We start from the raw sequence: 12131 nt of genomic DNA on the forward strand, positions 1-12131 counted from the left end.
GTGGGCACCACTGTGCCCACGCGAACGCCAACCGAGCGCAGACGTCACGCGTGGGCACGAGGTGCCCGCCCTACGGAGCGACAAGCGGTAATGGTCGACATCGTTCTAGGCTTCGACTTCGGCATCAAGCGCATCGGCATCGCCATGGGGAATACCCTGACGGGACAGGCGCAACCGCTGTCCGTCATCAAGGCGGTCGACAATGCGACTCGCTTCAAGGTCATCGGCGACCTGATCGAACAATGGCGCCCCGCGCGCCTCGTCGTGGGCGAGCCGCGCCATCCGGACGGCGCGGAGCACGACATGACCCTGCGTGCGCGCCGCTTCGCGAATCAACTGAACGGCCGCTTCAACCTGCCCGTCGAACTCGTCGACGAGCGCTACTCGTCGGCCGTCATTCCCGCCAAGCGCGGCGAGATCATCGACGCCAAGGCCGCCGCCATCATTTTGCAACAATACTTTGACGATCATGCCAACTCATATTAACGACGCGGACAGGACAGACAACTTCGATGCCGAGGCCCTGTACCGCGACCTGCTCGCGCAGGTGCGCGCGGGTCTTACGGGCGTGCCCGATGCCGCCATCGTCGGCATCCACTCGGGCGGCGCCTGGCTCGCGGAACGTCTCGCGGCCGACCTGGGCCTGCAATCGCGCCTGGGCTTCATCGACGTCTCGTTCTACCGCGACGACTATGCCCGCAAGGGCCTGCATCCGGACGTGAAGCCGACCCGGATCGAATTCAACGTCGACGGCGCGACCATCGTGCTCGTCGACGACGTGCTGTACACCGGCCGCACGGTGCGCGCTGCCATCAACGTGCTGTTCGACTTTGGCCGTCCGCAGCGTATCATGCTGGCCGCGCTGGCGGACCGCGGCGGCCGCGAACTGCCGGTGGCGGCCGATTTCGTCGGCGCGCACGCACAGCTTGCCCCTGGCCGCTCGCTCGCGCTGGCCCGCGCAGCAAACGGCCAACTTTCGCTCACGATCGAAGACGACAATGCATAACCCGCAACTGAACAAGAACGGCGAACTGCAGCACCTCCTTACCATCGAGGGACTGCCCAAGGCCATCATCAACCACATCCTCGACACCGCCTCGAGCTTCGTGAGCATCTCCGACCGCGAGGTCAAGAAGGTGCCGCTGATGCGCGGGAAAAGCGTCTTCAACCTGTTCTTCGAAAATTCGACGCGCACGCGCACGACGTTCGAGATCGCGTCGAAGCGCCTGTCGGCCGACGTCATCAACCTGAACATCGCCGCCTCGTCGACGAGCAAGGGCGAATCGCTGCTGGACACGATCGACAACCTGTCGGCCATGCACGCCGACATGTTCGTCGTGCGCCACGCGCAGTCGGGCGCGCCGTACCTGATCGCCAAGCACCTGAACGATACGAAGCAGAACCACGTGCACGTGGTGAACGCGGGCGACGGCCGCCACGCGCACCCGACGCAGGGCCTGCTCGACATGTACACGATCCGCCACTACAAGAAGGATTTCACGAACCTGCGCGTGGCCATCGTCGGCGACATCCTGCACAGCCGCGTGGCCCGTTCGGACATCCACGCGCTGACGACGCTGGGCGTGCCGGAAGTGCGCGCCATCGGCCCGCACACGCTGCTGCCGGGCGGCCTGGAACAGATGGGCGTGCGCGTGTTCACGAACATGGACGAGGGCCTGAAGGACGTCGACGTGATCATCATGCTGCGCCTGCAGAACGAGCGCATGTCGGGCGCGCTGCTGCCGTCGGCCGGCGAGTATTTCAAGAGCTACGGCCTGACGCCGGAGCGCCTGGCGCTCGCGAAACCGGACGCCATCGTGATGCACCCGGGCCCGATGAACCGCGGCGTGGAGATCGACTCGGCCGTGGCGGACGGCGCCCAGGCCGTGATCCTGCCCCAGGTCACCTTCGGTATCGCGGTCCGCATGGCGGTTATGAGTATTTTGGCTGGAAGTCACGCATGACGAATTTACATATCAAGAACGGGCGCCTGATCGACCCGGCGGCCGGCCTCGACGCCGTCCAGGACCTGTACATCGCCGACGGCAAGGTCGCCGGCATCGGCAACGCCCCCGCGGGCTTCACGGCCGCGCGCACGATCGACGCCGCGGGCCTCGTCGTCGCGCCGGGCCTCGTCGACCTCTCCGCCCGCCTGCGCGAACCGGGCTACGAATACAAGGCCACGCTGGAATCGGAAATGCAGGCCGCGGTGCAGGGCGGCGTGACGACGCTCGTGTGCCCGCCCGACACCGACCCCGTGCTGGACGAGCCGGGTCTCGTCGAAATGCTCAAGCACCGCGCGCGCCTGCTGAACCAGGCCAACGTGCATCCGCTGGGCGCGCTGACGGTCGGTTTGAAGGGCAAGGCGCTGACCGAGATGGCCGAGCTGACGGAAGCCGGCTGCATCGGCTTCGCGCAGGCCGAGGAACCGATCACGGACACCACCGTGCTGCTGCGCGCCATGCAGTACGCGAAGACGTTCGGCTACACCGTGTGGCTGCGCCCGCAGGATCCGTTCATCGGCCGCGGCGGCATCGCCCACAGCGGCCCGCTGGCGTCGCGCCTGGGCCTGTCCGGCGTGCCGGTGATGTCCGAGACCATCGCGCTGCACACGATCTTCGAACTGATGCGCGCCTCCGGTGCGCGCGTGCACCTGTGCCGCATCTCGTCGGCCGCCGCGCTGGACCTGATCCGCGCCGCCAAGAAGGAAGGCTTGCCGGTCACGTGCGACGTCGGCGTGCACCACCTGCACATGACGGATGCCGACATCGGCTTCTTCGATTCCAACGCGCGCCTCACGCCGCCGCTGCGCAGCCAGCGCGACCGCGACGCGATCCGCGCGGCCGTCCAGGACGGCACCGTGGACGCCGTCTGCTCGGACCACACCCCGGTCGACGACGACGAGAAGCTGCTGCCGTTCGCCGAGGCGTCGCCCGGCGCCACCGGCCTGGAACTGCTGCTGGCGCTGATGCTGAAATGGGCGGCGGAGCAGGGCAACGACGCGAAGGCGCTTATGACCGCGCTGGCGAAGATCACGAGCGATCCGGCACGCATGGCGGGCCTGTCCGCCGGCACGCTGGCACAGGGCGCAAGCGCGGACGTCGTGCTGTTCGATCCGGACACGCGCTGGACCGTCAACGCGGCCGCCCTCGCGAGCCAGGGCAAGCACACGCCGTTCCTCGGCTACGAACTGGCGGGCCAGGTGAAGGCGACGATCGTCGCCGGCCACGTCGCGTTCGAACGCTGATTGAAGATCCGGCTTGCGTGGCGCCTCGCGCGCCTCGTCCTCCACCTCGTCCAGGGCCTGGCCACCTGCGCCCTCGTGTTCCCGTGGGCGGGCGATGCCCTGCGCGAGCGCCTGATCCAGCGCTGGTCGGCGCGCCTGCTGGGCATCTGCCGCGTGCGCCTCGAGCGCGTGCCGGGCGAGGACTCGCTGGCGCACGCGCTCATCGTCGCGAACCACATCTCGTGGCTCGACATCTTCGTCATCAATGCCGTGCACCCTTGCCGCTTCGTGGCCAAGGCCGAGATCCGCGCCTGGCCCGTCGTCGGCTGGCTCGTCGCGCAGGCGGGCACGGTGTTCATCGCGCGCGGCAACCGGCGCGACCTGCGCCACATTTTCAAGGGCCTCGTGGAAGCCCTCGGCCAGCGCCGCCGCGTGGCGTTCTTCCCGGAGGGGACGACGGCCAGCCAGGGCACGGTGCTGCCGTTCCACGCGAATCTGTTCGAAGCCGCCGTCGACGCCGCGGTGCCCGTGCAGCCGGTTGCGCTGGCTTACGTCGATGCGTTCGGCGCGTGGCATCCGGCCGTCGACTACACGGGCGAGACGACGTTCGTCGACAGCATCGTGCGCATCATGAAAGGCGAGCCGATCGTCGCGCGGCTGGCCTGCCTGGCGCCGATCCCGGCGGCGGGCGCGCACCGGCGCGAGCTGGCGCAGGCGGCGCATGATGCGATCGCGGGGGCGCTGGGGCAGGGCGCAACCTCCGGCGATCAGATAACCCGTTAGCCTAAAGACCGGCATTGCCGGAAATGACTTCCCGCGCAGGCGGGAATCCAAGTTCGAGCGTATCGAAACGCATGCAAAATTGGGTCCCCGCCTGCGCGGGGACGACGTTGTGTTCGCCTTACTTCTTCCCGCCGTGCACCCGATACTCGGGACAATCCACCTGCAACATCGACCGGTCATCCAGGCACACGGCCGTCAGCTTGCCACCCCACACGCAGCCGCTGTCCAGTCCCACGAGATTCGGCCGCAGCACGAGCCCGAGCGCCGACCAGTGTCCGAACACGACGGTGACATCGAGCGTGCGGCGGTTGGGCAGGTCGAACCAGGGCTGCAGGTCCGTGCCTTCCGGCCCCTTGTCGCTTTCCTTGTGATGGAAATCCATGCGGCCGTCCGGCCAGCACAGGCGCATGCGCGTGAGCGCGTTGACGATGCAGCGCAGGCGGGCGATGCCCGTCAGGCCGTCGTCCCAGCGGTCCGGCTCGTTGCCGTACATCTGGCCGAGGAAGTCGGTCCAATGGTCGCCGCGCAGGACAGCCTCGACTTCCGCCGCCAGCGCCATCGTCTGCGCGGCCGTCCACTGCGGCGCCACTCCGGCATGTACCAGCAGGTGGGCATCGACGAACATGGCGAGCGGGCGGCGGCGCAGCCAGTCGATCAATGCATCGCGGTCGGGCGCGGCGAGGATCTCGTCCAGCGTGTCGGACCGGCTCATTTTCTGGGCGCCGACGGCCACGGCCAGCAGGTGCAGGTCGTGGTTGCCGAGCAGGGCGTCGACACGGCCATCGCTCGTTTCCGCCAGCGCCTTCATGCGGCGCAGCGCGCCCAGCGAATCGGGGCCGCGGTTGATCAGGTCGCCGACGAACAGGATGCGCGTACCTGGTCCCGCCGTCGCGTCGATTCGGTCCAGCAGCAGGCCGGCTTCATGGGCGCACCCTTGCAGGTCGCCGATTACATAGGTTTTCATCTCGCTCACATTCGATTTTGCAGGATCGATACTAATCGATTCTTCCGGGTTTCGTACGGCGGCCACAGCCGACGGAATTACCGATTGTAAATTGTCTTGCCCCTCAGTCAAAGTTCCGGTATTTCGTAATTCCTCGATCGGACGACAGTCTGCGCGCGTACACTGCCGAGGTCCGGTTTGCCAGCGACTATTCCGGTACAATCCCGCACGATTGCATTTAAAAAATAATAAAATGTTTTCCTTCATCGTAAGTTTTGTCGTGTCCGCGCTGCTGACGCTCCTCGTCGTCAAGCATTCGAAATTGCACGGCCCCGCACTCGACAATAATTTCGACGGCGTGCAGAAGGTCCATCTGCATGCGGTGGCGCGGATTGGCGGATTGCCGATCTTCCTCGCGGTGGCCCTGACCGCCGGCATTTCCGTATGGCGGGTGCCCGGTCTCGGTTATTGGCTGGTCTCGCTGCTGGGATGTTCGGGGATCGCATTCGCCGGCGGTATCGTCGAGGACTATACGGGGAAGGTGCGTCCGTCGCGCCGCCTGATATTGACGATGGTCGCCGCGTTCCTCGGCTATCTCGTGCTGGACGCGAAGATCGCGCGTCTCGATATGCCTTTCGTGAGCTGGAACCTCGATTCGCTGTGGCTGATATTGCCGCTGACCGTACTGGCCGTTGCGGGCATTGCGAACGCGGTGAATATCATCGACGGGTTCAATGGCCTGGCCAGCGTCGTCACGATCTTCATGCTGCTGTCGCTCGCTTACGTGGGCTGGCAGGTGGGCGACATGTTCGTGCTGGTGTCCGCGCTGACGGTTGCGGGTGCAACGGCCGGTTTCCTCGTCTGGAATTATCCCGTCGGCCTCATCTTCCTCGGCGACGGCGGCGCTTATTTCATCGGATTCATGCTGGGCGAACTGGCCCTGCTGCTCGTGATGCGCAATCCCCAGGTATCGACGTGGTATGCCGTCTTGCTGCTGATTTATCCGGCATTCGAAACCATATTTTCCGTTTACCGCCGAATGTTTGTGCGTGGGAAATCTCCTACCATGCCAGATGGAATCCACCTGCACAGCCTGATTTTCCGGCGTATCGTGCAATGGACCGTCGGTCGCAAAGAAGCCCGCGCGCTGATGAAAAGGAATGCGCGTACTTCGCCATACCTGTGGCTGTTTTCCCTCACTGCCGTTATCCCTGCAACCGTGTTCTCGCAGAATACGGGAATTTTGATATTCTTCTGTCTGTTGTTCATTATCAGCTACGTATGGTTGTACGCGCGTATCGTGAGATTCAAGTCGCCGCGCTGGCTGATTTGGCACAAAAAACACTGAAGAAATTTCAGTTGTAGTATATTGCGAGCATTGGTGATTATTCGATAAAATCCCTTACACCTAGACTCTACATATAAGGAATCAAGATGGATCTGTCTAATTTGTCCTTGGGCGATTTGCGCAACCTGCAGGAGCAGATCAAGCAGGAAATGAAAAAACGCGAGGTGCAGGAAGTGCAAAAGGCGCGTGAACAGATCATGGCCATCGCACAGAGCGTCGGCGTACCTTTGAAAGACCTGATCAGCGCCAGCGGCCGTGGCGGCAAATCGGCGGGTGCGAATGCCGGTTCCGTCGCCGTCCGTTATCGCAATCCGGACAATGCCTCGCAACAGTGGACCGGTCGCGGCCGCCAGCCGAAATGGGTCAAGGAATGGGTCGAAGGCGGTAAATCGATGGACAAACTGCGCGTCTGATTCCGTTTCATATCGTTCCGAGTGCGCACGTTCTGTGCGCCTCATCGCGCTTGTTTGCGCATCCAGTACACCGGTAATCCGGCCCCGGCGGCCCGGCTTGCCGTTACAATATCCCTTTTTTCCAATCCCGACCCAACCGGCGTTCGGAATGCCCGTGCGCGTGCATTCCGTTGCCCCGTCCAGCAAGGTAGATAATCCATGGTTTCTCTCTCGAAAACGATCTTCAAGGCTTATGACATCCGCGGCGTCATCGGCAGCACGCTCGATGCGGGGATCGCACGCCGCATCGGCCAGGCGTTCGGCGCCGCCGCGCTGGCCAAGGGAGAACGCACCGTGATCATCGGCCGCGACGGCCGCCTGTCCGGCCCGGAGCTGGCCAAGGCGTTGGCCGAAGGCCTGCAGGCCGCCGGCGTGGATGTCGTCGACCTGGGGATGGTTGCCACGCCGATGGTGTATTTCGCCACCAACGTGCTGGGTGCGCGCTCGGGCATCATGGTCACCGGCAGCCACAACCCGCCTGACTACAACGGCTTCAAGATGGTGCTGGCGGGCGAGGCGATCTACGGCGACGCCATCCAGGCTTTGTACCAGGCCATCGAACGCGACGACTTCCAGCCGGCCGCCCAGCAAGGTAATTACTCGACGCACGACATCAAGGCCGCCTACGTCGAACGCATCGTCGGCGACGTCAAGATCGCGCGTCCGATCAAGATCGCGGTCGACTGCGGCAATGGCGTGGCCGGCATGGTCGCCGGCGACCTGTTCCGCGCGATGGGCTGCGACGTGATCGAACTGTTCTGCGACGTGGACGGCCACTTCCCGAACCACCACCCGGATCCGGCGCACCCGGAAAACCTGCAGGACCTGATCGAATGCCTGAAGACGACGGACGCCGAGATCGGCCTCGCGTTCGACGGCGACGGCGACCGCCTGGGCGTCGTCACGAAGGATGGCCAGATCATCTTCCCGGACCGCCAGATGATGCTGTTCTCGCAGGACGTCCTGTCGCGCAATCCGGGCGCCGAGATCCTGTACGACGTGAAGTGCACGCGCCACCTGGGTCCGTGGATCGAGCAGCACGGCGGCCGTCCGCTGATGTGGAAGACGGGCCACTCGCTCGTCAAGGCCAAGCTGAAGGAAACGGGCGCGCCGCTGGGCGGCGAGATGAGCGGCCATATCTTCTGGAAGGACCGCTGGTACGGCTTCGACGATGGCCTGTACACGGGCGCGCGCCTGCTCGAGATCCTCACGCGCGAAACCGACCCGTCGGCGCTCCTCAACGGCCTGCCGATCGCGTCCAGCACGCCCGAACTGCACCTGCACCTGCAGGAAGGCGAGAACTTCGCGCTGATCGACAAGCTGCGCGCCGAAGCGGAATTCCCGGGCGCGGACCGCATTGTCGACATCGACGGCCTGCGCGTGGAATACCCGGACGGCTTCGGCCTGGCGCGCGGCTCGAACACGACGCCCGTCGTCGTGCTGCGTTTCGAGGGCGAGAATCCGGAAGCTCTTGAGCGCATTCAGCGTGATTTCGCGCGTGTGATCCTGGCCGCCAAGCCAAACGCCAAGCTGCCGTTCTGATGAAGATCCTGCTGGTGCGGGTGTCGTCGCTGGGCGACGTCCTGCACAATCTCCCGATCGTGGCCGACATCCGGCGCCACTTTCCGGATGCCCAGGTCGACTGGGTGGTGGAAGAGGGCTACGTCAGCCTCGTGAAGCTCAACCCGTACGTGCGCAAGGTGATCCCGTTCGCGCTGCGGCGCTGGCGCAAGGGACTCGGCCAGGCGGCCGTGCGCGCGGAGCTGCGCGGCTTTTTCCGCGACCTGCGCGCCGAGCAGTACGACTACGTGTTCGACACGCAGGGCCTGATCAAGACGGGCATCGTGATGGCCTGTGCCCGCGGCAGCCAGAAGATCGGCCTGGCCAACGGCACCGAGGATTCGGGCTACGAAGGCGTCTCGCGCATCTTCCACAGCCGCAGCATCGCCGTCGAACCGCGCACGCATGCGGTGGCGCGCGGACGCCAGGTCGTGGCCGCGGCGCTCGGCTATGCCGTCGACACGCCGCCCGATTTCGGCCTGCCGGCACCCGACGGGGAGGCGCGTCCCGCCTGGATGCCGGCGGACGACTACGCCGTGTTCTTCCACGGGACCGCGCGCGACGCGAAAAAATGGCCGACGGCGCACTGGATCGCGCTTGGCCAGACGCTCGCGCCGATGACGATCCTGCTGCCGTGGGGCGCGCCCCGCGAGAAGGAAGACGCCGAACGCCTGGCGGCCGCGCTGCCGAACGCGCGCGTGCTGCCGAAACTGTCGATGATGGATGCGGTGGAGCTGGCGCGCCACGCGGCCCTGGCCGTCGGCGTCGACACGGGCCTCACGCACATCGCCGCCGCCTTCGTGCGGCCGACGGTCGAGATCTATGCCGATTCGCCGCGCTGGAAGACCGAGGGCAACTGGTCGCCGCGCATCGTCAATCTGGGCGACACCGGTGCGCCGCCGTCGGTCGCCGAGGTCGTGGCGGCCGCGCGGCGCCTGCTGGAGAGCCGCTGATGCGCGTGCTGTACTCGCTGATGTGGTGGCTGGCGCTGCCGCTCGTGCTGGGCCGCCTGTGGTGGCGTGGGCGCCGTGAACCCGGCTACCGCACGCACATCGGCGAGCGTCTCGGCTTCTACGGCCGTCGACTCGAGCGCCGCCCGACCATCATGGTGCACGCCGTCTCGGTCGGCGAGACGCGCGCGGCAGAACCGCTGGTCGAGGCCCTGCTGGCCGCGCGCCCCGACGCGCGCATCCTGCTCACGCACATGACGCCCACCGGCCGCGCCACGGGAAAAGCGTTGTTCGGCAAGCATGGCGACCGCGTGATCCAGTCGTTCCTCCCGTACGACACCGGCTTCATGGTCGGCCGCTTCCTGCGCCATTTCGAGCCCGCGATCTGCATCCTGATGGAGACGGAAGTGTGGCCGAACCTGATCCACGGCTGCGCGCGACACGGCGTGCCGGTGGCGCTCGTGAATGCGCGCCTGTCCGAAAAATCGCTGCGCCGCGGCCGCAGGATCGGCACGCTGATGACGGATGCCGCCCGCGCGATCACGCTGGTGGCCGCGCAGACGGATGCGGACGCCGAACGCATCGTGTCGCTGGGTGCCCCGAAGGTCGCCGTCACGGGCAGCATCAAGTTCGACGTCGTGCCGCCGCAGGCCGCGCTGGACACGGGCGCGATGCTGCGCGCGCGCTTCGCGAACCGCCCCGTGCTGCTGTGCGCGTCCACCCGCGAAGGCGAAGAGGCCCTCATCCTCGGCGCGTACAAGGCCCTGGACCAGCGCCCGGCGAACATGCTGCTCGTGCTGGTGCCCCGTCATCCGCAGCGCTTCGACGAGGTGGCGCGCATGGTCGAGGAACGCGGATTGAGCCTCGCACGTCGATCAAGACTGCCGGAACACGTGGACACCGACGTGCTGCTGGGCGATTCGATGGGCGAGATGTTCGCCTATTACGCCGCATGCGACTGCGCCTTCATCGGCGGCAGCCTGCTGCCGCTGGGCGGCCAGAACCTGATCGAAGCGTGCGCGCTGGGACGTCCGGTGCTGGTCGGCGAACACACCTTCAACTTCCTGCAGGCGACCGAGGAAGCCGTCGCCGCGGGCGCCGCGCTGCGCCTGCCCGATGCGCCGGCGTTGCTGCGCGCGGCCGCCGGCCTGCTCGATGACGACGGCCGCCGCGCCGCCATGGGCGCCCACGCCCAGGCTTTCGCGGCCCGCCATCGCGGCGCAACAGTGCGCACTGTTGAACTCTTGCAACAAATTATCGCTTAGCTTTTGTTACCATTCTCTTTAGATTAGAAAACGAAAGGGGATGCACATGTTGTGGTCAAATCGCTCGCGAGCGGCCGGCCACTCGGATGGCGGGGCCGCGCTTTTGGACCAGCCTGACGCCGCGGATCTCGGTGCCGACGCGATGCCGGCAGCCACGATCCCGGTCGTGCATCCGCCGGCAGAACGTTACCGTCTTCATTTCTGGGTGCGTTACTCGTTCGCCGAGTACGTGCGCTTCATGTGGGAGCATGGCGGTTACCTGATCCGGCGCCGCCATATCCGCTGGCCGATGGGCGTCTATTTGCGCCTGAAAAGCACGCTGTCGGCGGCCACGCACTTCGTGCTGCTGCAGCGCGGGAAGCGCACCTACGAATTCCAGATCGACCAGCACGGCATCGTGCGCACCAGCGACACGGGCGTGAGCCTGATCGACTGGAGCGACGTGGAGCGCATCCGCACGTATTCGAACGGCTTCATGATGATCCTGAAGCGGGGCACCCTGCCCATTCCGTTCCGGTGCCTGAACAAGGACGAGGTCAGCGCGATGCGCGGGATCGTCGAGGCGCGTGCAGCGGGCGAATTGCAGTTCCGCGCCTCATAAACTACGATTTGCCGATGCCGTAGGGTGGGCACCCCGTGCCCACCATCGCGTCCCGGTTACTCGTCCGGGAACAGCACCGGCATCTCCACCGACCGCTTCTTGAGCGCCGCCTTGGCGCCGTCATAATCCGGAAACACCTCGCCCACGACGGCCCAGAAGGCCGGGCTGTGGTTCATCTCGCGCAGGTGCGCCAGTTCGTGCACGACCACGTAGTCCAGCAGCGCGAGCGGATAGTGCACCAGCTTCCAGTTCAACCGGATGTTCCCGGCCACCGTGCACGAGCCCCAGCGCGTGCCGGCCGACGAGATCGCGAACGCGTTGTACGTCACGCCCACGCGCGGCGCGTACAGGTCGAGGCGTTCGCCGAAGATCCGCTTCGCCTCGTCCTGGAACCACAGCTTCACGCGCTCGCGGATCTGCCACGTCTCCAGTCCCGGCGTCACGCCGAGGTGCAGGGTGCGCGTATCGGCATCGTGGACGCAGTGGCTGCGCGCGGCCGGTTCCAGGCGCAGGGTGATGTCGGTGCCGAGGTAGGGCAGTTGCGCGCCATCGACCCAATCCACGGGCGGACGTTCGGCGCGCAGCGCGCGGCGCTCGCCCCGTTCGAACAGCTTGGTGAGGATCCAGCGCTGCTTGGCGCGGATGGCGCGCTCGATGTCGTCCAGCGGCGCGCGGTTCGGCGACGTCACGAACAGGCCGTCGTCGCAGACCATGAAGCCGTGCGAGCGGCGCGCGGAGCGGCGCAGGACGTAGTGCACGGTGTGCGATCCGAGCTGGATCTTGCGCAGCGGCGGGTCGTTCGGACCGACGGGCGGGATGGGCAAGGTGCGGGTCGGCACCGGCGGTGCCTTGAACAACGGGGCCGGCGGCACGGGTCTGGCCGCCGGCGTGGGCGCGGGTGTGGGCGAGGGCTCGAGCGCCGCGACGAGTTCCTGGGCAAACAGCTCCAGCTGGTTCGCGTCGATCTTGGGGGAGGTCATGGTGGGCGGCTTCGATGATGCTT

At 66.1% G+C, this 12131-nt stretch carries 13 protein-coding genes; 11 read left to right on the forward strand and 2 right to left on the reverse strand.

Annotated features, from left to right (window positions below):
* Nucleotides 1-90 precede the first annotated feature (90 nt).
* Genes ruvX through ACEN98_RS05475 form a run of 5 tightly spaced genes read left to right on the forward strand, consistent with a single transcriptional unit; the run spans nt 91 to nt 4009 of the window.
* Nucleotides 91-486 carry a Holliday junction resolvase RuvX gene (gene ruvX, locus ACEN98_RS05455; protein WP_025511860.1) on the forward strand — a complete coding sequence of 132 codons (396 nt, stop codon included), beginning with the start codon at nt 91-93 and terminating at the stop codon, nt 484-486.
* Complete coding sequence (gene pyrR / locus ACEN98_RS05460) at nt 470-1006, forward strand: bifunctional pyr operon transcriptional regulator/uracil phosphoribosyltransferase PyrR (RefSeq protein ID WP_413382258.1); 537 nt, start codon at nt 470-472, stop codon at nt 1004-1006. The genes ruvX and pyrR overlap by 17 nt, the downstream gene beginning before the upstream one ends.
* Nucleotides 999-1964, forward strand: a complete 966-nt coding sequence (locus tag ACEN98_RS05465; protein WP_025511864.1) for an aspartate carbamoyltransferase catalytic subunit — start codon at nt 999-1001, stop codon at nt 1962-1964. Before pyrR ends, ACEN98_RS05465 begins: the two co-directional genes overlap by 8 nt.
* Complete coding sequence (locus tag ACEN98_RS05470; RefSeq protein ID WP_413382263.1) at nt 1961-3247, forward strand: dihydroorotase; 1287 nt, start codon at nt 1961-1963, stop codon at nt 3245-3247. Before ACEN98_RS05465 ends, ACEN98_RS05470 begins: the two co-directional genes overlap by 4 nt.
* Nucleotides 3248-4009 carry a lysophospholipid acyltransferase family protein gene (locus ACEN98_RS05475; protein ID WP_413382266.1) on the forward strand — a complete coding sequence of 254 codons (762 nt, stop codon included), beginning with the start codon at nt 3248-3250 and terminating at the stop codon, nt 4007-4009. It begins immediately after the preceding gene.
* Nucleotides 4010-4127: 118 nt separating this feature from the next.
* On the opposite strand, the gene ACEN98_RS05480 is transcribed toward ACEN98_RS05475, so the two are convergent.
* Nucleotides 4128-4973 (reverse strand): symmetrical bis(5'-nucleosyl)-tetraphosphatase, encoded by an 846-nt coding sequence (locus ACEN98_RS05480; protein WP_413382269.1) that lies wholly within the window; start codon nt 4971-4973, stop codon nt 4128-4130.
* Between the two features lie 232 nt (nt 4974-5205).
* Between ACEN98_RS05480 and ACEN98_RS05485 the strand changes: the two genes are divergently transcribed.
* The 6 genes from ACEN98_RS05485 (at nt 5206) to ACEN98_RS05510 (ending at nt 11128) form a co-directional block, all read left to right on the forward strand.
* Entirely contained in the window at nt 5206-6300 is a 1095-nt protein-coding gene (locus ACEN98_RS05485) for a glycosyltransferase family 4 protein (protein ID WP_413337415.1), read from the forward strand.
* An 86-nt stretch (nt 6301-6386) separates the two neighbouring features.
* The gene (locus ACEN98_RS05490; RefSeq protein ID WP_056130024.1) at nt 6387-6713 is read left to right on the forward strand and encodes an H-NS family nucleoid-associated regulatory protein; all 327 of its coding nucleotides are present in this window, start codon (nt 6387-6389) and stop codon (nt 6711-6713) included.
* Between the two features lie 198 nt (nt 6714-6911).
* Nucleotides 6912-8294, forward strand: coding sequence for a phosphomannomutase/phosphoglucomutase (locus tag ACEN98_RS05495; RefSeq protein WP_413382272.1), 1383 nt, complete (start codon nt 6912-6914; stop codon nt 8292-8294).
* Nucleotides 8294-9265, forward strand: a complete 972-nt coding sequence (waaC, locus tag ACEN98_RS05500; protein WP_413382275.1) for a lipopolysaccharide heptosyltransferase I — start codon at nt 8294-8296, stop codon at nt 9263-9265. The genes ACEN98_RS05495 and waaC overlap by 1 nt, the downstream gene beginning before the upstream one ends.
* Nucleotides 9265-10527 carry a lipid IV(A) 3-deoxy-D-manno-octulosonic acid transferase gene (waaA, locus tag ACEN98_RS05505; protein ID WP_413382278.1) on the forward strand — a complete coding sequence of 421 codons (1263 nt, stop codon included), beginning with the start codon at nt 9265-9267 and terminating at the stop codon, nt 10525-10527. The genes waaC and waaA overlap by 1 nt, the downstream gene beginning before the upstream one ends.
* 103 nt (nt 10528-10630) lie before the next feature.
* Nucleotides 10631-11128 carry a YcxB family protein gene (locus tag ACEN98_RS05510; RefSeq protein WP_413382281.1) on the forward strand — a complete coding sequence of 166 codons (498 nt, stop codon included), beginning with the start codon at nt 10631-10633 and terminating at the stop codon, nt 11126-11128.
* A 56-nt stretch (nt 11129-11184) separates the two neighbouring features.
* Here the strand turns inward: ACEN98_RS05510 and ACEN98_RS05515 are convergent, their stop codons facing one another.
* The gene (locus tag ACEN98_RS05515; RefSeq protein WP_413382283.1) at nt 11185-12108 is read right to left on the reverse strand and encodes a M48 family metallopeptidase; all 924 of its coding nucleotides are present in this window, start codon (nt 12106-12108) and stop codon (nt 11185-11187) included.
* Between the last annotated feature and the right edge of the window lie 23 nt (nt 12109-12131).

This window comes from Massilia sp. CT11-137 (genome assembly GCF_047302885.1).
Taxonomy (GTDB): Bacteria; Pseudomonadota; Gammaproteobacteria; order Burkholderiales; family Burkholderiaceae_D; genus Telluria; species Telluria orientalis.

Coding starts and splice junctions, on each gene's coding strand:
- ACEN98_RS05490 (WP_056130024.1), top strand. CDS start 6,387: ATGGATCTGTCTAATTTGTCCTTGGGCGATTTGCGCAACCTGCAGGAG.
- ruvX (WP_025511860.1), top strand. CDS start 91: ATGGTCGACATCGTTCTAGGCTTCGACTTCGGCATCAAGCGCATCGGC.
- ACEN98_RS05515 (WP_413382283.1), bottom strand. CDS start 12,108: ATGACCTCCCCCAAGATCGACGCGAACCAGCTGGAGCTGTTTGCCCAG.
- ACEN98_RS05470 (WP_413382263.1), top strand. CDS start 1,961: ATGACGAATTTACATATCAAGAACGGGCGCCTGATCGACCCGGCGGCC.
- ACEN98_RS05465 (WP_025511864.1), top strand. CDS start 999: ATGCATAACCCGCAACTGAACAAGAACGGCGAACTGCAGCACCTCCTT.
- waaA (WP_413382278.1), top strand. CDS start 9,265: ATGCGCGTGCTGTACTCGCTGATGTGGTGGCTGGCGCTGCCGCTCGTG.
- waaC (WP_413382275.1), top strand. CDS start 8,294: ATGAAGATCCTGCTGGTGCGGGTGTCGTCGCTGGGCGACGTCCTGCAC.
- ACEN98_RS05480 (WP_413382269.1), bottom strand. CDS start 4,973: ATGAAAACCTATGTAATCGGCGACCTGCAAGGGTGCGCCCATGAAGCC.
- ACEN98_RS05495 (WP_413382272.1), top strand. CDS start 6,912: ATGGTTTCTCTCTCGAAAACGATCTTCAAGGCTTATGACATCCGCGGC.
- ACEN98_RS05485 (WP_413337415.1), top strand. CDS start 5,206: ATGTTTTCCTTCATCGTAAGTTTTGTCGTGTCCGCGCTGCTGACGCTC.
- pyrR (WP_413382258.1), top strand. CDS start 470: ATGCCAACTCATATTAACGACGCGGACAGGACAGACAACTTCGATGCC.